This is a genomic window from uncultured Porphyromonas sp., from assembly GCF_938046015.1.
Taxonomy (GTDB): domain Bacteria; phylum Bacteroidota; class Bacteroidia; order Bacteroidales; family Porphyromonadaceae; genus Porphyromonas.
In genome coordinates this window covers 1-20,424 of record NZ_CALIXW010000003.1, presented here as the reverse complement: position 1 = coordinate 20,424, position 20,424 = coordinate 1, and the positions used below count along the sequence as shown (strand labels likewise).

Genomic DNA, 20,424 nt, shown 5'->3' with positions numbered 1-20,424 from the left:
CGCTTTATTTATCATGGTACAGGAATTTATTGTTTTCGCCATCGTCGGCGTCGTCCTCTTCTTCATCTTCCGCTCCCTTTGGCGCATGCTGCGCCCACCCAAGGGAGGGCAGCGCGGCCCAGGATGTACGGGCTGCTCAGGTAGCTGTGGCGGCTCTTGCTAAGCCAAGGAGCTAGCCACAGCGCATGCACACTCTAAGCATTCATAGCCTATGATACTAGATATACTCTACTTCATCCTTGGGGTCGGCCTGATCATCGGAGGAGCAAATTACCTTACCGAGGGCGCCTCGACGCTCGCTCGCCGCTTCGGCGTATCGCCCCTAGTCGTGGGGCTCACCATCGTAGCCTTCGGCACCTCCTCTCCCGAGCTCATCGTCAGCCTTACCTCAGCCCTCAAGGGCAGCGCCGACATCTCGCTGGGGAATGTCGTGGGAAGCAACCTCTTCAACGTCCTAGCCATCGGAGGGGTCACAGCCCTTGTCGCCCCCATCTCCATCACACGCGGCACGCTGAAGCGCGAGATACCGCTGATGCTCCTGGCGAGTTTCGTCCTCTTCTTCATGGTACTGGACAGAGTCTTCGACCCTACGGCGACGGCCAATGTGATCACTCGCAGCGAAGGGCTGACGCTGCTGGCCTTCTTCCTCATCTTCCTGAGCTATACCTTCGCCATCGCCAAGGGACACCCTGGAGATACCCATGCAGTGAGCGATAGCCCGAATAGCTATCCTCTGTGGCTGCAGCTACTCTTCATCTTCGGTGGTCTAGCGGCACTGGTCTGGGGCGGGGATCTCTTTGTCTCCTCGGCCTCGTCGATCGCCAGCGCCCTCGGGATGAGCGAGAGCTTCATCGGGCTGACCATCGTAGCTGCGGGCACCTCACTGCCCGAGCTCGCCACCTCGGTAGTAGCAGCCCTGAAGAAGCAGCCCGAGATCGCCGTGGGGAATATCGTCGGCTCCAACATCTTCAACATCTTCTTCATCCTCGGCACGACGGCCACCGTACAGCCCATCCGTGCTAGCGGCATCGGGGTGCTTGACCTCGTGGTCATGACAGCAGCCGCGCTACTCCTCTATATCTTTGCGCTACTCTTCGGTGATAAGGTCATCAAGCGCGGCGAGGGCCTTATCCTCCTCTCCTGCTATATCGCCTACACCATCTACCTGATCACCCAGCTCTAAGGGTCAAGACAAGCGACACACCACGCACAGGACAGTAGCTATGGAACAGCTCTATACCGCATTCACCCCTGAGGAAGAGGCGCTAATCGAGCGCGAATACCAAGCACTCATCTACGACTACGTCAACTCCCCGCACCGCAAGAAGACGGAGATCATCGACCGAGCCTTCCGCCTGGCGCGGCATGCCCACGGCCTCGTACGCCGCCGCAGTGGCGAGCCCTACATCCTGCACCCCATCGCCGTGGCGCGTATCGTATGCAAGGAGATCGGGCTCGGCTCTACCTCTATCTGCTGCGCCCTCCTGCATGACGTCGTCGAGGACACCGAGTACACGGTGGAGGATATACGCCACCACTTCGGTGACAAGATTGCCCAGATCGTCGAGGGGCTCACCAAGATCTCAGCCCAGCAGGTCACACAGCCGATCGACAGCCTGCAGGCGCAGAACATCCGCAAGCTGCTGCTGACCATAGGCGACGACGCCCGTGTCATCCTCATCAAGATCGCCGACCGCCTGCACAACATGCGTACGCTCGCCTCGATGAAGCCCGAGAAGCAGCTCAAGATCGCAGGCGAGACGGCCTACTTCTACGCTCCGCTGGCCGATCGTCTGGGGCTTTTCTCCATCAAGACGGAGCTAGAGGACCTGTCCTTCCGCTACGAGCACCCCGAGGCCTACCGCGAGATCTTGCGTAAGGTACAGGAGAGCGAGGCGGGGCGCGAAGACCTCTTCCAGCGCTTTGCCGAGCCGCTCAAGGCGCGCTTCGATGCCATGGGGCTCGTCTACGAGATGAAGGCGCGAGTCAAGGGCTGCTTCTCCATCTGGCGCAAGATGCAGACCAAGGGCATTCCCTTCGAGGAGGTGTACGACCTCTTCGCCGTGCGTATCATCTTCGACAGCTCGGACGGCTACCCCGAGAAGAACCGCTGCTGGGACATCTATACCACCATCACCGAGACCTACCGTAATCGCCCTGAGCGTCTACGCGACTGGATCTCCACGCCCAAGGGCAACGGCTATCAGGCCTTACACCTGACCGTCCTCGGCCCCGACGCCCAATGGGTCGAGGTCCAGATACGTAGCCAGCGGATGAACGAGATCGCCGAGCAAGGGCTAGCCGCCCACTGGCGCTACAAGGGCAACGAGGTGGAGGAGGATCGCGAGCTGACCATCTGGCTAGACACCATCCGCGAGGTACTTAATCACCCCGACAGCGAGGGGATGGAGTTCCTCGACACGGTACACCTCAGCCTGCATGCCAACGACATCACGACCTTCACCCCCAAGGGCCGTACCATCACCCTGCCCATTCAGGCCAGCGTGCTGGACTTTGCCTACGCTGTGCACACCGACCTCGGCGACCGCTGTATCGGGGCTAAGGTCAATCACAAGGTCGTACCCATCTCCCAGGTGCTGACCAACGGCGACCAGGTGGAGATCCTGACCAGCCGCAGCGTACGCCCCGAGCCGAGCTGGCTCGACTTCGTCACCACAGCCTACGCCAAGGTCAAGATCGAGACGGCTCTACGCCGCCACCAGCGCGAGCTGGTCACCCGCGGCGAGGAGCTGCTGGAGGCCGCGCTAGCCGAGACAGGACGCCCCCTCTCCTCCGACATCATCAATAAGCTCACGCATCTCTATCGCTTTGACCGTCCCGACACGCTCCTGAGGCATATCGGGGACGGGACCTTCTCCCTCCCCCAAGATATAGACGCCGTACTGCGCGGCAAGAGCGAGGGGCGCCTAGGGCGTATGTCGCGTGCCATCGGAGGCCTCTTCAGCTCGGGGCGCGACAAGGGTGCTAAGAGCGACACCGAGGCCGAAGGTCAGGAGCACATCGACCACAACCACCGCTTCGAGCTCAACGAGGACGACTACGGCATACGCTACCGTATGGCCCCCTGCTGTCACCCCATCCCTGGAGACGATATCCTCGGGGTCGAGGACGGCTCGGGAAAGGTCGTGGTGCACCGCAGCAGCTGCCCCGAGGCGACACGCTACAAGACGACTCAGGGTGACCAGCTACTGGCCCCCGTATGGGGTGCGCAGCACAGCCCCCTCTTCGAGACCAGCATCGTCATCGGCGGGATCGACAGCCGCGGGCTGCTCAACGCGATCACACAGGTACTGCTCGAGGACTTCAAGGTCAGCATCACCGCGATCCAGATGGTAGCGAAGGATGGTGTCTTCGAGGGCGTCATCAGCCTGCGCACGCTAGGCGTCTCCCAGGTCGAGGCTATCTGCGCCCTGCTGCGACGCAACGAAGCCATCCACGAGGCCTACCGCCTCTCTGAGCTCAGCGAGCGTCCCTAGGCCCTCAGCCTAGGGATGCCCTCCCCTCCCCCTATAATACTATGAGCACCGCCCCAGAGCACCGCCCCATACACGTCATGGCCAAGGCCGCAGGCGCTGCCTGCAACATGCGCTGCGACTACTGCTACTATCTCGACAAGGAGCGCCTGTACAAGCAGGACGAAGACCCGACGCCCCGCACGATGATGCCCGAGGACTTCCTCGAGCGCTACATCCGCCAGTACATCGAGGCGCAGCCCAAGGATGTCCCCGTGACCTTTACTTGGCACGGCGGAGAGGCACTGCTGAGGCCACTTTCCTTCTACCGCAAGGCTATCGAGCTACAGCAACGCTACGGCGAGGGACGCCTCATCGAGAACACGCTGCAGACCAATGGGCTCCTCGTCAGCAAGGAATGGTGCGACTTCTTCCGCGAGCATCACTTCCTCGTGGGGATCTCTCTGGACGGGACTAAGGAGATGCACGACCGCTACCGCAGGACGGTCTCGGGCCTCCCGACCTTCGAGCGTGTGATGCGTGGCGTCAAGCTGCTGCAGGACGGAGGCGTAGACTTCAACATCCTCGCCACGGTCAATCACTTCAACGCCGACGAGCCGCTGGAGTTCTACCACTTCCTCAAGGCCATCGGCAATCCCTACATCCAGTTTGCCCCCATCGTCGAGCGCCTACGCCCTGGAGCTAAGCGCCACGCCTTCGTCGAGGCTCCCTTCATCACGGAGCGCCCCGAGGAGCGTGAGCTGCACGGGGATGATGAGGTGATCCTTGCCCCCTACAGCGTCCAGCCCGAGCAGTGGGGCTACTTCATCACCACGATCTTCGACGAATGGGTACGGCAGGATGTGGGGCGCTACTTCATCCAGCTCTTCGACGCGACACTGGCCAACTGGGTGGGCGTCCCTCCTGGGGTGTGCATCTTCACCTCAGAGTGCGGGCACGCTGCCGCCCTTGAGCATAATGGCGACCTCTACAGCTGCGACCACTTCGTCTACCCGCGCTATCGCCTCGGCAATATCGCCGAGCAGCCTATCCGCAGCCTTATGGACCAGCCCGAGCAGCTACGCTTCGGGCAAGCCAAGCGCACAGGGCTCACGCGCCAATGCCAGGAGTGCGAATACCTCTTTGCCTGCTGGGGCGAGTGCCCCAAGAACCGCTTCGGCTACAGCCTCGAGGGCGAGCCAGGGCATAACTACCTCTGTAAGGGTTACTACCAGTACTGGGATCACGTCGCTCCCTACATGGACTATATGAAGGCCTGCCTCATGCAGGAGCTCCCGCCCGCCCAGGTCATGCAGTGGGCGCGAATGCAGGATGTACGCAATACTTAGCCTTACTAAAGCGCAGGATTTGGTACTTTGCGAGAAAGTATTTACCTTTGCAGGGCAAACGAGAGACAAGCACGCTAAAAGGATGCCAAAGTCTCGAGTGCAGCACCGCGGGATGTAGCTCAGCCCGGTTAGAGTACTCGTCTGGGGGGCGAGTGGTCGCTGGTTCGAATCCAGTCATCCCGACTGAAGGCATCGATAGCAATAGCTGTCGATGCCTTCTGCTTTTTAGGCTCAGTATGGCTGCTCCAAAGGTAGCGCCCTCCCCTCCCTTACTTCTCAAGCCAGCCCCAACAAGGCGGGGCGAGCACTTCCGTCCTTAGCACACTCCCTCCCCAAACCAGCAGACAGTCCTTCCACATACGCTTGAGGAGCTCCCCCACCCTACAAATTGTAACAAAATGCTATATCGCAGGAAAGTTTCGTACTTTTGTAGAAAAGGAACCACAGCAAATAGCAAGATTCAGAGTCCCAATGAAGAAGTTGAACGAACTAGACCTAAAGATCCTGCGTCGGCTGACCGTGAACGCTCGTGTCCCCCTACGCAACGTGGCAGAAGGGGAGAACAGCTCGCGCTCCTCCGTCAATCAGCGCCTACAGCGCATGATCGAGAACGGCGTCATCACAGGACTGAAGTACCACGTCAGCCCCAAGATGCTAGGCTACAACACCTGCACCTTCGTCGGCGTTCGCCTCGAGCGCGGATCGCTCTACAAGGAGGTAGCCGCCCTGCTGGAGCGCATCCCTGAGATCGTCGAGTGCCACTATACGACGGGCCCCTACACCCTGCTCATCAAGCTCTACGCTACGGACAATAACGACCTCATGCGCATCCTCAACGGCACCATACAGGAGATCCCTGGGGTCACGGCCACGGAGACGCTCATCTCGCTGGACGTTAGCTTCGAGCGCAGCATCCACATCCCCAATCAGCCGCCCCAATAGTCCGAGATACGATGGAGGATAGCGCGAACCTCCGCTCCTTCAGCCTCAGTGAGCTCCTCCGCTCGGTGCGGCGCTGCATCGAGTACACCTACCCGACACGCTACTGGGTACGTGCTGAGGTGAGCGACCTAAGGCGCTCTGGCGCGGGAGGCCATGGCTACCTCGAGCTCCTAGAGAAGGGAGCTGGGGGCGATATCGTCGCGCGCGTACGTGCTACTATATGGAGTACAGCCTATCAGCAGATCGAGCGGGCATTCGCCCAGCAGAGGCTAGGTAGCCTCAGCTCGGGGATGAACGTGCTGGCTCTGGTTAGCCTCAGCTACCACGAGCTCTATGGACTAAGTCTCAACATCGCCGACATCGACCCCCGCTACTCTCTCGGCGAGCTCGCACGCCTCAGACAGGAGACCATAGCCCGCCTCAAGCGACAGGGGCTCCTCGAGATGAACAAGGAGCTGGAGCTTCCCGAGCCCCTGCAGCGTCTGGCGATCATCTCCTCGCCCACCGCAGCAGGCTACGGGGACTTCATGCGGCAAATCGAGGCCAATAGTTACGGGGTCAAGCTCTATACCGCCCTCTTCCGCGCGCAGATGCAGGGAGAGCAGACGACGGACTCCATCCTCTCGGCCCTCGAGCGCATACTTAGGTACCAGGAGCACTTCGACGCCGTGGTCATCATCCGAGGCGGGGGCGCCGTCAGCGAGCTCCGCGCCTTCGACGACTACCGTCTGTGTGAGAGCTGCGCCCAGTACCCCCTACCCATCATCACCGGCATAGGCCACGAGCGAGACGTCTCCGTCCTCGACCTTGTGGCTCATAGCTCCTTCAAGACGCCGACCGCTGTCGCCAGCTACCTCATCGAGGGGCTTGCGACCGAGCTAGGACGCGTCGCCTACTGCAGCGAGCGCCTCCCCCGACTCCTAGAGCGCCTCTCGCTGGGGCGCGGCCAAAGCCTGCAGCTGCTCAGCAGCCGCCTACAGCAGACCGCACAGCGCAGCATCGCTCGGGCGCAGTACACCCTCACCCAGCAGCAGTCGCAGCTTGGGCTACAGACCCAGTCCACCCTACGTCGGGCAGACTTCCAGCTTGGACAGCTTGGGCGCCGCCTTCCCGATCTGCTACGCCTACGCCTACAGGAGGCACATCAGGAGCTACACCGCCCACTGCTGCGCCTTCCGCTCCTGCTCGAGCATCTACGCGGTCGCAGCTATCAGCAGCTAGTACACTACGAGCAGGCGATACGGCTCTCCCACCCCGACAACATCCTACGGAGAGGCTTCAGCATCGTCAAGCGCGCTGGCCAGATCCAGACCTCGGCAAGCGCACTTCAGGCGGGAGAGGAGCTGGAGCTCTGCTTCTACCAAGACTCCGTGCGGGTACGCGTAGAGGGCTAGCCCCCAAAGCGATACCAGCACTGAGGTCTCGACGCTCCCTCTAACTTTAGGAGGAGCTAAGGGACGCACAAGCCCTAGCAAAGATCCGAGCATAAGGGAAGCGCTCCTGAGGGATATCAATGCGGGTGCTGAGGGCCATCCGTGGCGAGCGTCAGGGATATCCATCACGAGGCTGAGGGACATCCCTCAGGGAGCTGGGGCAAGGCTGTCACTGCTCTGCGCCTTGTCCTGAGCTTTACCCAGGCCCCCTCGCCCACCGAGCTCACAGCCTGCACTTCGAGGCGCCTCCGACAGCTCGCCGCGGGCTAGCGCTTTGCCCTGACCGAAGGGCTCCCCAAAGGGCTACTCCCCCAGCACTTGAGGCAAATGGAGCGTCCCGACTAGAGCTAGCGCTCCAAAGCCTTGTAGTCTCGGCTTTATTGTATACATTTGTGAAGTGATTCGTCACGGAACTCATCGATCGCAAGATCCACACTCACAGCACCAGGATGCATACAGACAACTATTGCGTCATTATGGGCGGCGGCGTAGGTAGCCGCTTCTGGCCCTTCAGTCGCGAGGCGAAGCCTAAGCAATTCCTAGACATCTTCGGCACAGGACGCACGCTCCTACAGATGACCTATGACCGCTTTGCGCGGGTCATCCCTCGAGAGAACTTCGTCGTCGTGACTAACACGCGCTACAAGGCGCTCGTCCTCGAGCAGCTCCCCGAGCTGCAGGAAAGTCAGATCCTACTGGAGCCGATGCGGCGCAACACCGCCCCCTGCATCGCTTGGGCTAGCTACCACATCCAGGCCAAGAACCCTAAGGCGAACGTCATCGTCACTGCCGCAGACCACCTTATCCTCCATGAGGACCTCTTCGTCGAGGCTATCCGCAAGTCACTGGCCTACGTAGCCGCCCACCCCCAGCTGGCAACCCTCGGGATCCGCCCCTCACGTCCAGAGACAGGCTACGGCTATATACAGACCATCGGGGAGCCCGACCAAGAGTTCTACAAGGTGAAGACCTTCACCGAGAAGCCCAACAGCGAGATGGCCCAGGTTTTCTTCGAGAGCGGGGAGTTCCTATGGAATAGCGGGATGTTCGCCTGGAGTATCCCCAGCATCCTCGAGGCCTTCGGGCAGTACCTCCCCAGCCTCACCACCCTCTTCGAGGAGGCCAAGGACTGCTTCGCCACACCTAGAGAGCAGGAGACCATCAGCAAGGTCTTCCCCGAGTGCCCCAATATCTCCATCGACTACGCCGTCCTCGAGAAGGCGAGCAATGTGATGGTGCTGCCCGTGGACTTCGGCTGGGCCGACCTCGGCACCTGGGGCTCGCTCTACAGCCTCAAGGAAAAGGATGAGCAGGCGAATGTAGCCCTACACACCGAGGCGCTCTTCTACGAGGCCAGTGGCAATATCGTCTCTATGGACGGCACCCAGAGCGAACGGCTCGTGGTCGTCCAAGGGATCGACGACTGCATCATCTCCGAGAGCCAGGGCGCTCTGCTCATCTGCAAGCGCGACCAGGAGCAGCGTATCCGAGAGTTTATGAGCGAGATCTCCCTCCGCTTTGAGAAGAAGTTCGACTAAGCTCCTACACCGCAGATCCTACAGCGAAGCCCCCAGCCCCAGCAGCTATACTCCGACGAGTAGAGCCTCCGGGGCTGGGGGCTTCGATCATCATCGCTAAGAGCAAGGCGCAACCGAAGTACCCCGTGCCTTGTTTTGCCTACAGAGGGTTCATTCAGCTCCTGCCCTCACCCTAGCCGCAGCGATCTAGGCTAGAACAAGCCTACTGCGGCCTCTCCCAAGTGGAGCTACACACTATATATAGCTACAAGATCATGATAGCAACAGAGATCAAGGACTTTGGTCAAGTCATCAAGGAAGAACACTTCAAACTCGTACACGTCAACCTCCCCCAGGGGAAAGTGATCCCCGCACACGACCACCTCGACCACGAGATATATTTCACCATCGTCCGCGGTGAGGTCAAGACTATACTAGACGGCGTAGAGGAGCACCACCTCAGCCCAGGGACCGTACTCAGCTTCCCTGGCGAGGCGACCATCTCCATCGAAGCGCTCGTAGATAGCGAGTTCTTCGTATCCCTAGTCAAGCGCCCCTAAGAGCAGCGAGCATGGAAGATATGAGGAAGCACCTCCCTGAGGTGGATATGGAGAAGCTCAAGCGCGTCCTCGACATCAAGGCTCGCTATCTAGCGGGGCAGCTGAGCCTCTCGGAGGCACAGGCCGAGCTACGCCAGCAGGTCAAAAAGATCCGCCCCTATGAGCTAGCGCTGGCGGAGCAGGAGCTGAAGACCTTCGAGGAGGATGAATGCCGCAAGGAGGACATCCAGCAGATGATGCTACTCTTCGACGGGCTGCTCGACACGGGGCGCCCCGAGCTCGACCCCGAGCACCCCATCATGTGCTACTACCGCGAGAATGACGAGATGCGCAAGTGGCTCAAGGAAGTCGAGCGCCTCGCCCCCTATCCCGTCATCAAGAACGAGTGGCTAGGGCTCTACGACGAGCTGCAGAAGTGGCGCACGCACCTCTCACGCAAGCAGAACCAGCTCTACTCGATCCTAGAGCGCAAGGGCTTCGACCGCCCGACGACGACCATGTGGCTCCTCGACGACTTTGTCCGCGATGAGATCCGTGATGCGCGCCGCCTGCTGGAGGAGGACCAGGATGAGGCCTTCATCGCACAGCAGAAGACCATAGTGGCCGACGTACTCGACCTGATGCAGAAGGAGGAGACCGTCCTCTACCCCACTTCGCTGGCAATGATCAGCCCTCGGGAGTTCGAGGAGATGAAGGCTGGCGACCGAGAGATCGGCTTCGCCTGGATCACAGTGGGAGCCAGTGAGCAGCCCAAGACCAGCGCTCCTACGCAAGGGGCGGAGGCTGCAGGCTTCGCAGGCGAACTGGCTCAGCTCCTCGGCAAGTATGGCTTCGGCGGCGGCTCCAGCCCCGATCAGCTACTCGAGCTAGCTACGGGACAGATGACCCTCGAGCAGGTCAACCTCGTCTACAAGCACATGCCCGTGGACTTCTCCTACGTCGATGAGCAGGAGATCGTACGCTTCTACACCGATACGGAGCACCGCGTCTTCCCCCGCAGCAAAAATGTCATCGGCCGCGACGTCAAGAACTGCCACCCCCGCACCAGCGTGCACCTGGTCGAGGAGATCATCGAGAAGTTCCGCAGCGGGGAGCAGGACTCGGTAGACTTCTGGATCAATAAGCCTGGGTTCTTCATCTACATCTACTACGTCGCTGTGCGCGATGCCGAGGGACGCTTCCGTGGCGTCCTGGAGATGATGCAGGACTGCACACGTATCCGTAGCCTCGAGGGCTCGCGCACGCTGCTAACTTGGGACAAGAGCAATAAGGAGGCAAGCAAGGGCCAGGCTGAGACAACTTCCGCAGCTGCGCCCGAGGTAGTCCAAGAGCCAGAAGAAGGCAGCCCCGAGCCCACGCCTTCGGCCTCCGAGCCCCTAGAGCTAGGCCCCGAGACACGCCTCAAAGCCCTGCTCGAGGCCTATCCCTGGCTCAAGCAAGCTCTCCCAGAGATCAACCCAGCCTTCAAGATGCTCTCCTCTCCCCTGGCACGCATCATGATCCCCAAGGCAACTCTAGCGATGATGAGTGAGCGCAGCGGCATGCCGCTCGAGGAGCTGCGTGCAGCCATCCTCCAGCGTATCACCCAGCATCAGGGCTAGGCTCACCTTGCCTCTCCCTAAACGACCATCGCCCCCTGCGACCATCGGGTCACAGGGGGCGATGCCTTATCGAGACGCTGCGCGCAGCGTACTTTACTAGCGTAGATTAGAACTGATAGCCTACAGAGATATTAGTCGTGAAGAAGCGCGAGGTACCGACATTGACCAGTGCCTCGTGTGCGCCCTTGACCTGACCCATAAGGCTCGTGTCGAAGCCCACACGCAGGAAGGCCTTGCGATACTTGTAGAGGAGACTCACCCCAGCACCGACGTCCATGCGGCGGAAGATCTTCTGCTTGTAGAGGTTGACGCTCTCGCCATGACCAGAGAGCTTAGCGCTCAGGCCATAGGCTACGTAGGGAGCAGCGTTGATATAGAGGTGCTGCTTCTCGTCGAACTCAGCCAGCATCAGCGAGACTTCGAGAGGAAGCTGCAGCGCATAGCTACTGACTTCGTAGGGATCCTTCTGAGTAGCCAGCAGCGAGCCCTGCTTCTCACCACGCCCCAAGAGATAGAGCCCAGGGTTGAAGCTCAAGGCAGTACCCTCGAAGGGCATCACGACGCTACCCCCGACGCGGAAGCTGACAAACTGCTTCCCCTTGTCCCCGTTCATCCCAAGGCCAAGAGCAGAGATCTTAGAGAACGTAGTACCGACCTCAGCACGGTAGCTCAAGGGGCCCAGGACCTGGGCGGACATGCTGGAAGCCCCGATGAGGAGGCCAAGGGCTAGGAGCCCTAGTTTCTTAACACTTACCATTTGCATATTGTTACGATTACACTTACCTGGTGCAAAGGTAGCTAAAAGTCCCCTTGCTATCAAACAGATAGCCTGCCGACTCCAAAACGAAGTCTTACGAATACTAGTCAAAAATCATTATATTTGCTCCATCACAAGCAGGAGGGCAGGGCTCTCCAGTCAGACGACAGCGTATGAGCAAGCATGCATTCCGTGGGCTAGGAGTAGCCCTCGTCACCCCCTTCGACGGGCGAGGAGAGGTAGACTATCAGAGCCTACGCACTCTACTCAACCACCTACTGAAGAATCAAGCGACGGATTTTATCGTCGTCCACGGGACGACGGGCGAATCTCCCTGCTTGACACGCGAGGAGCGTGATCAGGTCACCCGCTTCGTAATAGAGGAGGTGGCTGGACGCTGCCCCATCATGATCGGCCTTGGGGGGAACAACACCCGAGAGATCGGGCAACGCATTGCAGACCTCGACACCGAGGGTATTCAAGGAATACTCTCCGTAGTCCCATACTACAACAAGCCTTCCCAGGAGGGCATCTATCAGCACTTCGCCCACCTGGCTCGCTGCAGCCGTCTCCCCATAGTCCTATATAATGTACCCGGGCGCGTAGGGGTCAATATGGCCTCTGACACAGTCGTACGCCTAGCTCGTGACTTTGACAATATCATCGGGGTCAAGGAGGCCTCGGGCTTCCCTCAGCAGGCAGGACAGATTACCTCAGCTGAGCTTCCCGAGGACTTCGTAGTCCTCTCAGGGGATGACGCCCTCAGCGTCGCCTTCATGCAGCAGGGTGCCCAAGGAGTCATCTCTGTAGTCGGTAACGCCTTCCCCCAGCTCACCTCGGAGCTCATCCATCTGGCGATGGAGCAGAAGTATCCCGAGGCGGACATGATACAGACCGAGATGCAGCAGATCAACACCCTACTCTTCCAGGAGGGGAACCCCGCAGGCATCAAGGCTCTTCTCCTAGAAATGGGGCTCATCGCAAGTGAGCAACTGCGCCTTCCTCTAGTTCCCGTCAGCGAGGAGCTCAAGGCCAAGCTAGGCCAAGCAGCCCAGAGCTTGATCCACTACGAACAAGGGCGGAAAGGCTAGCACGAGGTAAACCGTGAGCGAAGAGCTAATCGAGATAAAGGATAGCTACTGGACGATAGCGGGCGAATCAGAGGGCAACTACTCCGAGAAGCGGAGTAAGTTCCTCTCCTTTGCCTACCCCGTCACGACCGAGGAGGAAGCGCTGGGGCACGTTGCCGCAGTCCGTAGCCTCTACTACGATGCCCGCCATGTCTGCTGGGCCTATCGGCTAGGCCCGGATGGCAGCACAACCCGCGCCAACGATGATGGAGAGCCCTCAGGGACGGCTGGGAGGCCCATCCTAGGGATCATCACCTCCCTAGGGCTGACGGAGGTCATCGTACTGGTGGTTCGCTACTTTGGTGGAGTCAAGCTGGGGACCAGCGGACTGATCGAGGCCTATCGCGAGGCTGGACTGGCCGCCCTCGAGCCCGCCGAGCGAAAGGAATGCATCCTCACCGAGGAGGTTGAGCTCTACTTTGGCTATGAGCTCATGGGTCTCGTGATGCGTCACGTCAAGGAGCTCGAGGCCGAGGTAAAGGCTCAAGATTTCCGCGAGAGCTGCATCCTCCACCTCCAGCTGCGCAAGGCCAAGATTCCAGAGCTAGAGCAGCGGCTCGGAGCTATCTACGGCCTCACTATCAAGCAATCAAGCAAAGACTAACCTCACAGCGATCGGCCCTGCTTCGTGCTCCCGCATCCCATACTAGGCTTACATGGCAAGCAACAAAGAAGAAGAACTTAAGGAGATCCTCTACGACACCGAGGCCTTAAAGCGTAAATCTGTGACAGGCTTTGGCTGGGCAGTACTACAGCAGGGCTTGGGGCGTATCATTAGCTTCACGGTCATGCTGCTCCTAGCTCGCTTCCTGACGCCAGAGGACTTCGGAGCCTTGGCAGCCGTGGCTATCCTGACCGACATAGCACGCGTCCTATCGGATGGGGGCTTCGGAGCCTCGCTTATGCGATCACCTGAAATCGACGAGCGCGATATCAACAGCATCTTCTATTTCAACCTCACGATGAGTGGCGTCTGCTACCTCATCATCTTCGTCGCAGCCCCCTGGATCGCCGATTTTTTCCATGCTCCAAACCTTGTTCCACTGATGCGCGTCCAGTCGCTCAGCCTATTTCTAGGTTCCCTTGGAGTAATTCAGGGGATACTAATATGGCGAGATATGAACTTCCGTGCGCAAACTTGGTCGAGTACCAGCTCAGCACTCATCGGCGGGATTATAGGCTGCACCATGGCCTATCTAGGATATGGGCCTTGGGCCCTAGTTGCCCAAGAATTAGCTAGGGCTTCTACATTCATGATCGTCAACTGGTATATCTCATCGTGGCGTCCCAAGCTGATCTTCAGCGTACCACACTTCAAGAAGCACTTCGCCTTCGGCTCGCGCATCGCAGCAACAAAAATTTTAGGGGTCATCTATGAGAAGCTCTCGACGATCCTGATTGCGCGCTTCTTTAGCCAGAGAGATCTAGGACTCTTCAACCAAGCAAAGACCTTCGAGCTCGTCCCCGTCTCCATCCTCTCGGATCCTATCACTCAGACCACGAGCCCTGTCTTCATGCGTGTACAGGACGACATTGAGCGCCTAAAGGCTGGCTATCGCCGTGCCCAGCGCCTACTCTTCCAGCTGTCCACGCCAGTCATCCTTGCCCTGATCATCCTATCCAAGCCCCTATACCTTTTCCTCTTCGGGGAGAAGTGGATGGAGGCTGCCCCCCTCTTCCAGGTCCTCTGCGTCAATGGTCTGCTGTACCCCATAAACTCCTATAATGCGAACATCGTCCAGCTCAAGGGCCGCAGCGACCTCTACCTCAATATGGACATCGCACGCAAGGTACTCGAGTTCATCGCTATGATCATCGGCCTATGGGCTGGGGGGATCTATGGGCTCGCGTGGGCACTGGCCGTAGCGCAGGTCTTCAACCTCTTCATCAATACACGCTACTCGGGGCAGCTCCTTCACTTCCCGCTGCGCGAGCAGCTCGGCGAGCTCTTCCCACTCTTCCTCCTGGGGCTCGTCTCTGGAGCCCTAGTCTGGCTCCTCGACACCTTCCTCATGGCAGGCTGGGCACCCTTCTGGCGCCTAGCTCTAGGCGGAGTAACTATGGCCGCAAGCTACGTCTCGCTGCTGTGGCTCTTCTCTCGCGAGGATCTACTCTACATCTGGGACTACGCATACCATCATATCCTCAAGCGTCCTAGCAAGGCCTCCACAAGCACGCCCAATGAAGACTAAAGAAAGCAAAGACAAGGTAGGATCCATCCCCGAGCCCACCCTAAGGCGCCTGCCCTGGTACCTATCCTTCGTCAAGCTCCTCCAGACCGAGGGGCATCGCTATGTATCCTCCCCCCGCATTGCCTCTGGTGTCGGCGTCGATGCCGCACTTGTCGCCAAGGATCTCTCCTATGTCAAGCTCCAGGGACGCACCCGCGTCGGCTATGAGACGACGGCCCTTATCGAGTACCTCGAGGAATTCCTAGGCTTCACCCAGCGTCACCGTGCCTTCCTCATCGGCGTCGGGAGCCTCGGCTCTGGGCTGCTCGCGGACAAGGGCCTGAATCAGTTCGGGCTCGAGGTACGGGCAGGCTTCGACGTTGCCCAGGAGCTCATCGGCACAGAGGTCGCAGGCGTCCCCGTCCATCACATTGACGAGCTAGCCTTGCGTATCCAGGCCGAGGAGATCAAGATCGCCATCCTCACCGTACCCATCCTGCAGGCGCAGCTCATGACCGACCGCCTTGTACGGGCGGGCATCAAGGCGATCTGGAACTTCACCCCCTTCCGCATCCAGGCACCAGCTGACGTCGTCGTACAGAACACCTCCATGTACGCACACCTCGCCCTCATGTTCACCCGGATGAAGGCTGCTGGCGAGCGCCAGGGACAAGGCGAGGCATGAAGATCCTAGGCGTAGGCTTCAACTATCGGGAGCACAAGGCCGAGGCGCCAGACCTAGGGATAGATCTTCCTCATCAGCCCGAGCCTCTCTTCTTCCACAAGGGCGATGCGCTGCTCAAGCAGGGTATGCCCTTCTTCCTGCCCGACATGGGCTCTAGGATCGACTACGAGGCTGAGCTCGTGGTACAGATCTGCCGCGTGGGCAAGTGCATCGCCGAGCGCTTCGCCCACCGCTACTACCAGCACATCACCTTAGGGATAGACTTCACCGCACGCGATCTGCAGCGAGCAGCCATCGCGGAGGGGAAGCCTTGGCTTAGCGCGAAGGTCTTCGACGGCTCTGCGGTCGTCGGGCGCTGGATCGACAAGGAGACCTTCGGCTATCCCGAGCGCCCTATTCCCTTTGCCCTAAGGCATAACGGCCTCGAGGTACAGCGCTCCGACTCCAGCTATATGATCCACAGCATCGACCAGCTGATCGCCTACATCAGCCGCTACCAGACGCTGCGCATGGGCGACCTCATCTACACCGGCACCCCTGCGGGCACAGGCCCCGTAGCCATCGGGGATCGCCTCGAGGGCTACCTAGGGGAGGAGCGCGTGCTGGAGCTCGCGATCAAGTAGTGCACTTTTCGTATCTTTGCGCCGTAGTCTAGAGCGCCTTAGCCCTAAGTTATGGGTAAGGGGAGACCGCTCTCGAGCTACATCAGAGTGCAACATTCAGTAATCATATAGACTTTTAAGACCTAGCCTATGGGAAGAGTGCTCATTATCGGTGCCGGCGGTGTCGGCACGGTAGTAGCCAAGAAGGTGGCGCAGAACAGTGACGTCTTCACCGAGATCATGCTCGCTAGTCGCACCAAGAGCAAGTGCGACAAGATCGCCTCCGAGATCAAAAACGTCAAGATACAGACCGCAGCTGTGGACGCCGACAACGTCCCCGAGCTGGTGGCGCTGATGAAGTCCTTCAAGCCTGAGCTCGTCATCAACGTAGCCCTGCCCTACCAGGACCTCCATATCATGGACGCTTGCCTAGAGGCTGGCGTCAATTACCTCGACACGGCCAACTATGAGCCGCTGGACGAGGCTAAGTTCGAATACAGCTGGCAGTGGGCCTACAAGCAGCGCTTCGAGGAAGCAGGCCTGACGGCCATTCTCGGCTGTGGCTTCGACCCAGGGGTGACGGGGGTCTTCACGGCCTATGCAGCCAAGCACTACTTCGACGAAATCCATTACCTCGATATCGTAGACTGCAACGGCGGCGACCACCACAAGGCCTTCGCCACCAACTTCAACCCCGAGATCAACATCCGTGAGATCACGCAGAAGGGTAAGTACTACGAGGATGGCCAGTGGCGCGAGACCGAGCCTCAGGAGATCCACAAGCCGCTGACCTACCCCAACATCGGCGTACGTGAGTCCTACCTCCTCTACCATGAGGAGCTCGAGTCGCTCGTCAAGAACTACCCCACCATCAAGCGTGCACGCTTCTGGATGACCTTCGGGCAGGAGTATTTGACGCACCTGCGTGTCATGCAGAATATCGGGATCACCCGCATCGACCCCGTCCTCTACAACGGCGTAGAGATCGTCCCCATCCAGTTCCTCAAGGCCATCCTCCCCAACCCCGGTGAGCTCGGCGAGAACTACACGGGCGAGACCTCCATCGGCTGCCGCATCCGCGGGATCAAGGATGGCAAGGAGAAGACCTACTACGTGTGGAACAACTGCAGCCATCAGGCCGCCTATCAGGAGACGGGTGCTCAGGGTGTCAGCTACACGACGGGCGTACCAGCGACCATCGGCGCACTGATGTTCTTCAAGGGACTGTGGCGCAAGCCTGGGGTCTACAACGTCGAGGAATTCGATCCAGATCCCTTCATGGAGCAGCTCATGACGCAGGGCTTGCCTTGGCACGAGCAATTTGACCTCGACCTCGAGCTCTGATGTATACAGACAATTAGCCAAGCATACAGGCGGTCGTTTCCTCGCCGAGGGGACTACCGCCTGTATGCTTATCCCCCTCCTCCTATATCCTACTCCCTCTGGGGAGACTCAATCCTAACTACAGCCTCAAAGACACATGAACGTACTCCTCATCATCGATCCGCAGATCGACTTCATCAGCGGCAGCCTCGCTGTCCCTGGCGCTACGGAAGCTATGGACTTCCTGACCCACTGGGTCGAGCAGCACGAGCAGGACTACGACGCTATCGTCGTGACTATGGACCAGCATCCTGCCGACCATTGCAGCTTCGATCGTATGGGCGGCCCTTGGCCCCCGCACTGCGTCCGCTACACCTACGGCGCGGCGATCTACCCACCTCTGGCCGAACTCCTCGGGCGCATCAAGTGCAGCCACCGTATCCCGCTGCTCTACATCCCCAAGGCAATGTCGCAGCATCGCGACTCCTATAGTGCCTTTGCCGACACCATCCCCGAGCTGCTGATCGCGGCCAGCCGCATTGATGTCGCGGGCTTGGCAGGCGACTACTGCGTCAAGTGCTCGATCCAGGACATCCGTCGTCAGCTCTCGATGACAGAGATCCACACCTTGGACGAAGGCATCGCGTGGATAGGCACTCCCGAGCCCCTCATCCCCTCCGCAGCCTTGAAGCAGAAATAAGCCCACAGGCCCTCGCAAAGAGGTCAAGGAGTCTCAAGCTCCCCTCTTTGTAGCCCAAGCAAGAAGCCCAGCCAGCTGTCAGACGATCGTCCGACAGCTGGCTGGGCTTTCTTACTGATACCCCTCAGCGTGCTGACTGATATCCCTCGCGGCGCTGACTGCCGACCCTCGGCTCGCTGACGGATATCCCTCAGCACGCCCCCATTCCGTAGCGGCTTCCTCGAGCTCTGATGAGGGGTCCAAGGCAAGGTCTAGGGGCAAAGACCGCTCCCACTCCTTGGAGCAAACTAAGCAGCTGGGCCATCAAGTCGCTTAGCCTATGCCCTCCAAGGACTCCCGGCCTACGCTTCCTTAAAGAGCGCCCTATATTGGCCTAGTCTGACACCAAGCATCAATAAAAAGAGAGCAGGAACAAGACAAATGGCAGGGAAGAAGCGATAGAAGGGATAGCGCACGGCTCCCCATCCGAAGGCACAAAGGTATCTGCTCCTCACGAATAAGAGCGGCGGCAGATGGAGCAGCAGAATGAGTATACTGATAGCGTAGAAGCTAGACTCAGCTCCTTAGGCTGGAGCTGATCTAGTAGCCCAAAGGCACGCTCTATCTTTTCCGCCCAATAGGCATCATAGACGAAGCCATTAAGTATCGTCACATAGCCTGTAAGACAATACCTTTTAAGGAACTTTCCCTATCTTCGCATCAGCAGGAAACAGAAACTTCGATTTGGTCGCTGCCTAAAGGATAGACAGCGCACATAACAATCAGCAGAATCAAATAAGATGGAAAGAGCAGAGAGACAAAGGCTCACCTTAGAGCGTATCGATGCGGTCCTGAAGCCGAGAGGATACAAAGCTCGGATAGCCGATGGAATACGATACTATCTACCCCAAGATGGCGTAACTACCGCATGGGCGATTGTCTTCCTCAACTTGGGGTGGATAAACTCAAGAGAAGCTATGGTTACCCATGACGAGGTAGAACTGATACTACAGAGGGTTGCAGATGAGAACTATCCTTTCCCTTGGCAGACACATAGAGGGACAATACTAACCCCAACAATAAGTCACAGCACGTTCGTTGATGAGTATCAAACGGCAGATATGGATACCGAGGAACAGATAGAGGATTACTGTAACTGGTACCTCGGCTATATCAATGGCGAAGGTGCGGACTTCGTACAGCACTACTCCTACCTGCCGAATGTCCTCAAGCGCATGGATGAATTGGTCGAAGCTGGGTTAACTTGGCAATACCCTGACAAGGGAATACTCTCAGGGACTTTGGATGCAAGGTTTCGAGGGCTAATCATCTCGAAACTGTGCAATGACCCAAACTTTGAGAAGAAGATCGCTTGGTGCGACGAGCGCTTTTACGATGGGACAAATAACGAGTGGCTTCCCTACTACGAGAAGCTAAAGGCCGAGGTGCTCCCAATCATCGAACCCAAGTACAATATTTAGGGCTATAAAAACCTCCACCTACTTAAAAGACTTCGCCCCGAGCGGCCACGGACGGCTGCTCGGGGCGAGGGCTTTTAGTGCAGGACGAAGCCCTTATAGTCCGCTGTTGTGGGACTCGTCCTTGGGCTTAGGAGCGGACTCGCTTGCTTTGGGCTTGGCAGGCTTGGCCGCTTTGGCGGGCTTTGCCTCGGTCTGCTCGTAGCTGACACCCGTGAGCGTGAAGTACTTCTTGGAGGGCTGGAGCAGCACGACGGGCTTCTCGATGTGGACGTTGGCGTTGAACTTGGTGCCCTGCTCGACGGCTTTGCTCTTGAATGAAGGCATCAGCGTGCCGAGATCTCCGAATTCGACGATATCGCCATTGGCGACGATGTCCTTGGCGATCTCGGTGGCGTAGTTCAGGACGGCCTCGACCTCCTGGCGGTTGAAGGTCGTGGACTTGGCGACACGCTCGCAGAAGTTGCGGAAGTCGATGCGATGGCGGCCCGTAGGCTTGGCGATCTGGACGAGCTTTCCTGCGTTTTTGCCGACATTGAGCTTGCGCTCGACGACTACGAATTGCAATGGTTTGTTGGCCATGACATGATTTAGATTTAGTTCCCTCAGGTGAACCTCAAGGAAGGAGGAGGGGCTTTGCGATGAGGTATTAGATGCTTCGAGGACAAAGTTACTAATCTTCCCAGAAAAAGTGGCTAATCTTTTGCGCAAAAGTTTAGCCACT

Annotated in this window: 19 protein-coding genes and 1 tRNA gene; 18 read left to right on the top strand and 2 right to left on the bottom strand. The window is 58.7% G+C overall.

All coding sequences use genetic code 11. The features are described 5' to 3' along the window. Positions 1-13 precede the first annotated feature (13 nt). From Q0248_RS00220 to Q0248_RS00175, 10 genes are all read left to right on the top strand, one after another. Positions 14-163, top strand: coding sequence for a FeoB-associated Cys-rich membrane protein (locus Q0248_RS00220; RefSeq protein WP_211789136.1), 150 nt, complete (start codon positions 14-16; stop codon positions 161-163). Between the two features lie 48 nt (positions 164-211). Beyond that, positions 212-1,183, top strand: coding sequence for a calcium/sodium antiporter (locus Q0248_RS00215; RefSeq protein WP_299318389.1), 972 nt, complete (start codon positions 212-214; stop codon positions 1,181-1,183). Between the two features lie 40 nt (positions 1,184-1,223). After that, positions 1,224-3,497 carry a RelA/SpoT family protein gene (locus tag Q0248_RS00210; protein WP_299318387.1) on the top strand — a complete coding sequence of 758 codons (2,274 nt, stop codon included), beginning with the start codon at positions 1,224-1,226 and terminating at the stop codon, positions 3,495-3,497. 41 nt (positions 3,498-3,538) lie between these two features. Then, positions 3,539-4,822, top strand: a complete 1,284-nt coding sequence (locus Q0248_RS00205; protein WP_299318385.1) for an anaerobic sulfatase-maturation protein — start codon at positions 3,539-3,541, stop codon at positions 4,820-4,822. 108 nt (positions 4,823-4,930) lie between these two features. Further along, positions 4,931-5,005 (top strand) — tRNA-Pro (locus tag Q0248_RS00200). Positions 5,006-5,293: 288 nt separating this feature from the next. Further along, entirely contained in the window at positions 5,294-5,764 is a 471-nt protein-coding gene (locus Q0248_RS00195) for an Lrp/AsnC ligand binding domain-containing protein (protein ID WP_299318383.1), read from the top strand. A gap of 11 nt (positions 5,765-5,775) precedes the next feature. Beyond that, entirely contained in the window at positions 5,776-7,158 is a 1,383-nt protein-coding gene (gene xseA, locus Q0248_RS00190; protein ID WP_299318381.1) for an exodeoxyribonuclease VII large subunit, read from the top strand. Positions 7,159-7,646: 488 nt separating this feature from the next. Further along, positions 7,647-8,735, top strand: a complete 1,089-nt coding sequence (locus tag Q0248_RS00185) for a mannose-1-phosphate guanylyltransferase (RefSeq protein WP_299318379.1) — start codon at positions 7,647-7,649, stop codon at positions 8,733-8,735. A gap of 254 nt (positions 8,736-8,989) precedes the next feature. Continuing rightward, the gene (locus Q0248_RS00180) at positions 8,990-9,274 is read left to right on the top strand and encodes a cupin domain-containing protein (protein ID WP_299318378.1); all 285 of its coding nucleotides are present in this window, start codon (positions 8,990-8,992) and stop codon (positions 9,272-9,274) included. An 11-nt stretch (positions 9,275-9,285) separates the two neighbouring features. Beyond that, the gene (locus Q0248_RS00175) at positions 9,286-10,875 is read left to right on the top strand and encodes a PAS domain-containing protein (RefSeq protein ID WP_299318375.1); all 1,590 of its coding nucleotides are present in this window, start codon (positions 9,286-9,288) and stop codon (positions 10,873-10,875) included. 106 nt (positions 10,876-10,981) lie between these two features. On the opposite strand, the gene Q0248_RS00170 is transcribed toward Q0248_RS00175, so the two are convergent. After that, positions 10,982-11,638 (bottom strand): outer membrane beta-barrel protein, encoded by a 657-nt coding sequence (locus tag Q0248_RS00170; RefSeq protein ID WP_299318374.1) that lies wholly within the window; start codon positions 11,636-11,638, stop codon positions 10,982-10,984. Between the two features lie 167 nt (positions 11,639-11,805). On the opposite strand from Q0248_RS00170, the gene dapA reads away from it, so the two are divergent. The 8 genes from dapA to Q0248_RS00130 all read left to right on the top strand — a co-directional run bounded on the left by dapA (position 11,806) and on the right by Q0248_RS00130 (position 19,703). Next, a complete protein-coding gene (dapA, locus tag Q0248_RS00165) occupies positions 11,806-12,723 on the top strand; it encodes a 4-hydroxy-tetrahydrodipicolinate synthase (RefSeq protein WP_299318372.1) in 918 nt (305 codons plus the stop codon). 13 nt (positions 12,724-12,736) lie between these two features. Beyond that, positions 12,737-13,366 carry a YigZ family protein gene (locus tag Q0248_RS00160; RefSeq protein WP_299318369.1) on the top strand — a complete coding sequence of 210 codons (630 nt, stop codon included), beginning with the start codon at positions 12,737-12,739 and terminating at the stop codon, positions 13,364-13,366. 52 nt (positions 13,367-13,418) lie between these two features. Then, positions 13,419-14,954, top strand: coding sequence for a lipopolysaccharide biosynthesis protein (locus tag Q0248_RS00155; RefSeq protein WP_299318368.1), 1,536 nt, complete (start codon positions 13,419-13,421; stop codon positions 14,952-14,954). After that, a complete protein-coding gene (locus tag Q0248_RS00150; protein WP_299318365.1) occupies positions 14,944-15,618 on the top strand; it encodes a redox-sensing transcriptional repressor Rex in 675 nt (224 codons plus the stop codon). The genes Q0248_RS00155 and Q0248_RS00150 overlap by 11 nt, the downstream gene beginning before the upstream one ends. After that, positions 15,615-16,241 (top strand): fumarylacetoacetate hydrolase family protein, encoded by a 627-nt coding sequence (locus Q0248_RS00145; protein WP_299318363.1) that lies wholly within the window; start codon positions 15,615-15,617, stop codon positions 16,239-16,241. The genes Q0248_RS00150 and Q0248_RS00145 overlap by 4 nt, the downstream gene beginning before the upstream one ends. Positions 16,242-16,370: 129 nt before the next feature. Then, on the top strand, positions 16,371-17,564 hold the full coding sequence (locus tag Q0248_RS00140) for a saccharopine dehydrogenase family protein (protein ID WP_299318360.1): 1,194 nt from the start codon (positions 16,371-16,373) through the stop codon (positions 17,562-17,564). Positions 17,565-17,700: 136 nt separating this feature from the next. Further along, positions 17,701-18,243 (top strand): isochorismatase family protein, encoded by a 543-nt coding sequence (locus tag Q0248_RS00135; RefSeq protein WP_299318358.1) that lies wholly within the window; start codon positions 17,701-17,703, stop codon positions 18,241-18,243. A 779-nt stretch (positions 18,244-19,022) separates the two neighbouring features. Then, positions 19,023-19,703 carry a hypothetical protein gene (locus tag Q0248_RS00130; RefSeq protein WP_299318356.1) on the top strand — a complete coding sequence of 227 codons (681 nt, stop codon included), beginning with the start codon at positions 19,023-19,025 and terminating at the stop codon, positions 19,701-19,703. A gap of 93 nt (positions 19,704-19,796) precedes the next feature. Here the strand turns inward: Q0248_RS00130 and Q0248_RS00125 are convergent, their stop codons facing one another. Next, the gene (locus Q0248_RS00125; RefSeq protein WP_299318354.1) at positions 19,797-20,282 is read right to left on the bottom strand and encodes a histidinol phosphate phosphatase; all 486 of its coding nucleotides are present in this window, start codon (positions 20,280-20,282) and stop codon (positions 19,797-19,799) included. Between the last annotated feature and the right edge of the window lie 142 nt (positions 20,283-20,424).